We start from the raw sequence: 4,111 nt of genomic DNA on the forward strand, positions 1-4,111 counted from the left end.
CCCTCTTCCTACCACTCCGCTTTCGCCGCTGCTACCTTCGATACCCACTCAGGACAGCGAAGACTCCTAATTAGAGGCTAATTAGAGACATTTTAGAGGGTTGGGCAATGCCGCAGACTTTTTATGCAAGCGGGTGTTGCTGAACGAACTGAAAGTTCGTTCTACGGCTTACCCATTCGCACGCAGGATCTGCGCGAGGACATACGGCAGGATGCCGCCGGCGCGGTAGTAGTCGATTTCGACGGGGGTGTCGATGCGGACGACGAGCGGGATGTCGAAGGTGCTGCCGTCGGACTTGTGGACGCGGAGGGTGGCTTCGCTCATGGGCTTGAAGTCGTTGCTGAGGCCCAGGATGTCGAAGGTGGCATCGGCGAGGTCCTTGACCTTGTCGTAGTCGGCCTTGTTCTTGAAGTTGCAGGGCAGGACGCCCATGCCGACGAGGTTGCTGCGGTGGATGCGCTCGAAGCTCTTCGTGATGACGGCCTTCACGCCGAGCAGACGAGTGCCTTTGGCGGCCCAGTCGCGGCTGGAGCCCATGCCGTAGTCTTCAGCGCCGATGACGATCGTGGGCGTGCCAGCGGCCTTGTAGGCCTCGGCAGCGTCGTAGATGCTCATTTCGGTGCCTGCGGGCTGGAGCAAGGTATCGCCGCCTTCTTTGCCGCCGAGCATGAGGTTCTTGATGCGCACGTTGGCGAAGGTGCCGCGGGTCATGACGAGGTCATTGCCGCGGCGGCTGCCGTAGCTGTTGAAATCGGCCTGCGCGACGCCGTTTTCGGTGAGGAATCGGCCTGCGGGGCTGGCTTTCTTGATGGCACCAGCGGGGCTGATGTGGTCGGTCGTGACGCTGTCGCCGAAGATGCCGAGCGGGCGTGCGCCTTTGATTTCCACGATGTCGCCGGGGGTCATGCTGAAGTCGGCGAAGAAGGGCGGATGCTGGATGTAGGTCGATTTGCCGTCCCACTCGAAGACCTCGCCGATGCTGCCCTGGATCTCGTTCCACTTCGGATTTTGCGAAGCGAAGTCGGTGTAGAGCTTGCGGAAGACGTCGGGCGAAAGCGCGGACTCCATGGCATCGCGCACTTCTTTGAGCGTGGGCCAGATGTCCTTCAAATAGACGCCGCTGCCCTTCACGAGCTCGTCTTTGCTCAAATCAATATCGACGGTGCCGGCGATGGCGTAGGCGACGACGAGCGGGGGCGACATGAGGAAGTTCGCCTTGATGCTCTGATGCACGCGGGCCTCGAAGTTGCGGTTCCCGGAGAGCACGGAGGCGGCGACGACGTCCTGGCCTTTGACGACATCTTCAATGCCGGCGTCGAGCGGGCCGGAGTTGCCGATGCAGGTGGTGCAGCCGTAGCCGACGGTCTGGAAGCCGAGCTTGTCGAGCTCGACCTGGAGGCCGGTCTTGGTGAGGTAATCGGTCACGACGCGTGATCCTGGGCCGAGGCTGGTTTTGACGGAAGGCTTCACGGTGAGGCCCTTCGCGTTCGCTTTCTTCGCGAGCAGACCTGCGGCGAGCATGACGCTCGGGTTGGACGTGTTTGTGCAGCTCGTGATGGCGGCGATGAGCACGGAGCCATCGGTGATGGTGTCTTTCGTGTCGGCCTTGCTGTTCACGACGACTTCGGCGGGCTTGAAGGACTCCGCCTTGCCGAAACCTCCGGCCTTCACGTCCGCGCCGAGGAGGTCGCGGAACTTCGTCTTCAAAGCGGGCACCTCGATGCGGTCCTGCGGACGCTTCGGACCGGACACGCAGGGCACGACGCCGCTGAGGTCGATCTCCATCTCGGTGGTGAATTCGATGCTGCCTTTCTCCGTGGGGATGCCCCACATGCCCTGCGCTTTGTAGTAGGCCTCGACTGTCTTGCAAAGTTCCTCGCTGCGGCCGGTGCCGCGGAGGTAGGCGACGGTTTCTTCATCGACGCCGAAGAAGCCCATCGTCGCGCCATACTCAGGCGCCATGTTTGCGATGGTCGCACGATCCGTGACCGGCAGGCTGACCGCGCCGGGGCCGTAGAATTCGACGAATTTGCCGACGACGCCGAGCTTGCGCAGTTTCTGAGTCACTTCGAGCACAAGGTCGGTCGCGGTGACGCCTTCTTTGAGCGCTCCGGTGAGATAAACGCCGACCACTTCCGGCACGAGGAAGGTCACCGGCTGGCCGAGCATGCCTGCTTCGGCTTCGATGCCGCCCACACCCCAACCGACGACGCCGAGGCCGTTGATCATCGTCGTGTGCGAGTCCGTGCCGACGAGTGAATCCGGGTAATACACGCCGTCTTTCTCCAGCACGCCCTTCGCGAGGTATTCGAGGTTCACCTGATGCACGATGCCAATGCCGGGAGGCACGACTTTGAAGGTATCGAAGGCCTGCTCGCCCCATTTCAAGAACTGGTAGCGCTCCTTGTTGCGCTCAAACTCGAGCGCGAGGTTTTGATTCAGCGCCTGCTGCGTGCCGGCGAAATCGACCTGCACCGAGTGGTCCACCACGAGATCGACGGGCACCAGCGGCTCGACCATCTTCGGGTTCTTGCCGAGCTGCTTCACCTTCGAGCGCATCGCGGCCAGATCGACGAGAAGCGGCACGCCCGTGAAGTCCTGCAGCACGATGCGGGCAACGGTGAACGGGATTTCATACTCACCGGGCGCCTTCGCGTTCCAGTTCGCCAGATTCTTCACATCCGCCTCCGTGACCTTCTTGCCGTCCAGATTGCGCAAGAGCGACTCCAGCACGATGCGGATCGAAACCGGCAGCTTCGAGACTTTGCCGATGCCAGCGGCCTCAAGAGCCGGGAGGGAGTAAAACTTGCCGGGAGCGCCGGAACCAGTGGTGAAGGTCTGAGGGGTGTTCATTGCGAGGGATGAGAAGCGGAGGAATAGCCTTCCTAGCAAGTTTGACACCTTTTTTTTCCTTGGGGCTGATTGGTGCGATGAAAGACGCCCGGCTGGTCGCAGCGACCTCCGAATTGCGGGTTCAGGTTGAGAATTGGTGTCAGATTCTGGGTGACTTCCCAGCAGACAACCCTTTCAGTACTCGTGGTTTCAAAGCCGTCAGCTATGAAAGAACGCCCTGCCTTCGCCCTGTCTGGTATTCCGATCCTCTTTGCTGTCGTGGCGGTCGCTGCAGTAACCTTGTTCAAGTTTGCCCATTTGGTGCCGCTTTTGGCAGTGCCTGCGGCCGTTGTGGGCGTGATCTTGCTGAAGGGGGGTGCGATCGTCCCGCCCAATCAGGCTTTGGTGCTGACGTTTCTCGGGAAATACTGTGGCAGCGTCACGCAGAATGGATTCTGGTGGGTTAATCCTCTGGCTGGCAGGCAACATGTCTCTTTGAAGATCACGAACTTTCAGAGTGAGCAGCTGAAGGTGAATGAGGCCCATGGCAATCCAATTGAAATTGCTGCAGTCGTGGTCTGGAGTGTGGTGGACTCGGCGAAGGCGGCGTTTGAAGTTGAGAGTTGTACGGCCTTTGTGCATCTCCAATGCGAGACCGCCCTGCGCCACCTCGCCAATCACTTCCCCTACGAGCCACATGTTCAGGGTGAAGTCTCGTTGAGGAGCCATCCGGAGGAAGTGGCACAAGAGCTCAGGACTGAATTGCAGGCCCGCTGCGACGTCGCTGGCGTGAAGATCATTGAGGCACAGCTCAGCCATCTTGCCTACAGCCCTGAAATCGCACAGGCGATGTTGCGGCGGCAGCAAGCGCAGGCCGTGATCTCAGCGCGTCAAATGATCGTCGATGGTGCCATCAGCATGGTCGAGATGGCATTGAGAAAGCTGGAGACGGACGGCATTGTGGAGCTCGATCCCGCCGCCAAGTCCACAATGGTCAACAACTTGTTGGTGACGCTTGTATCCGAGCATCACATTCAGCCAGTGATGGCCACTGGGCCGATGAAGCCTTGAGGACAAGACATCAACAGGGTTCCATCGATGCAGCCTCGCGTGCGAGCATCGCAACCCTCGGCAGGTTCGTGTGGCTGTGCGCATGTGGCGCATCACAGATCGAAGACGGAGCTTCAAGTGATGTGACGCTCCTCTATACATGCGCTGTGTGTGATGCGCTGTGTGTGATGCGCTGTGTGTGATGCGCTGTGTGTGATGCGCTGTGTGT

The 4,111-nt window shown here is 60.1% G+C and carries 2 protein-coding genes; one reads left to right on the forward strand and one right to left on the reverse strand.

The genetic code is table 11. The annotated features are described in order from the left end of the window. Positions 1 to 168 precede the first annotated feature (168 nt). A complete protein-coding gene (gene acnA / locus IAE77_RS00255; RefSeq protein ID WP_294219647.1) occupies positions 169 to 2,853 on the reverse strand; it encodes an aconitate hydratase AcnA in 2,685 nt (894 codons plus the stop codon). Positions 2,854 to 3,057: 204 nt separating this feature from the next. Between acnA and IAE77_RS00260 the strand changes: the two genes are divergently transcribed. Then, positions 3,058 to 3,903: an SPFH domain-containing protein gene (locus IAE77_RS00260; RefSeq protein WP_294219648.1), complete on the forward strand. Its 846-nt coding sequence runs from the start codon at positions 3,058 to 3,060 to the stop codon at positions 3,901 to 3,903. Positions 3,904 to 4,111 lie beyond the last annotated feature (208 nt).

Source organism: Prosthecobacter sp. (genome assembly GCF_014879935.1).
In the GTDB taxonomy this organism is placed as follows: domain Bacteria; phylum Verrucomicrobiota; class Verrucomicrobiia; order Verrucomicrobiales; family Verrucomicrobiaceae; genus Prosthecobacter.

What these genes read in the sequence shown, in the direction of transcription:
- acnA (WP_294219647.1), bottom strand. Translation starts at nt 2,853, where the DNA reads ATGAACACCCCTCAGACCTTCACCACTGGTTCCGGCGCTCCCGGCAAG.
- IAE77_RS00260 (WP_294219648.1), top strand. Translation starts at nt 3,058, where the DNA reads ATGAAAGAACGCCCTGCCTTCGCCCTGTCTGGTATTCCGATCCTCTTT.